Origin of the sequence: Streptococcus oralis, from assembly GCF_003943825.1 — a bacterium.
GTDB classification, from domain to species: Bacteria; Bacillota; Bacilli; order Lactobacillales; family Streptococcaceae; genus Streptococcus; species Streptococcus oralis_CD.
This window is the reverse complement of sequence record NZ_RJNJ01000101.1, coordinates 1-609: the sequence shown is the minus strand read 5'-3', so window position 1 is coordinate 609 and position 609 is coordinate 1. Positions and strand designations below refer to the sequence as shown.

General features: G+C 34.0%; 1 protein-coding gene and 1 pseudogene. One reads left to right on the top strand and one right to left on the bottom strand.

Going from position 1 to position 609, the window contains the following annotated elements:
- Positions 1–365, bottom strand: a 365-nt coding sequence (locus D8863_RS10825; protein WP_125441875.1) for an HXXEE domain-containing protein, incomplete at its 3' end; no start/stop codon positions are given.
- A 167-nt stretch (positions 366–532) separates the two neighbouring features.
- Between D8863_RS10825 and D8863_RS10820 the strand changes: the two are divergent.
- A pseudogene (locus tag D8863_RS10820) lies at positions 533–609 on the top strand (TetR/AcrR family transcriptional regulator); the annotation flags it as partial.

Genomic DNA, 609 nt, shown 5'->3' with positions numbered 1-609 from the left:
ATAATCATTAGAACCATTGGCAATTCTAGGGTTACTGTGACGACTCCAGGAACATAACCCCTAAATCGCATGCACATGATATAATGGATTATGAAATGAGATGTATAAGCTATTACAAAAGATAAATAGAGTAAAGTGTTGTGAGTTATTTGGCAGAATCCAGAAATAAACACCAGGATGATAAATTCCTCCAACACACCTACTGCAAAAGCGGAGCCTTGCGTAACGGAACCAAAGAACGGTTTCTTAAAAGTTTCTAATTTTTGATGATGCCGTGTTTTCCACAAGGGCATAAAAATCATTTCTTCAAAATCGTGTAAAATAAATAAAATAGGTAGCATCCAAACATTAAAAAGAATGCTCATATCTTTACCTCCTTAATAACAACTAACAATTGTACAATGTTAAGAATAAATGATAATCATATATCACGCGCAACACTTTTAGTATAAAGATAAACTGTTACAAAAACAAGAGGTTAAGAGAAATTGGCACAGTTTGACCAAAAGTGTGACAGGAAAGGAAAAATACCATGGAATATCAAACGCGACAATGGCTGGAGGAAGCCTTGTTCGATTTATTAGCAACTAAGAAATCCCTTCATAATAT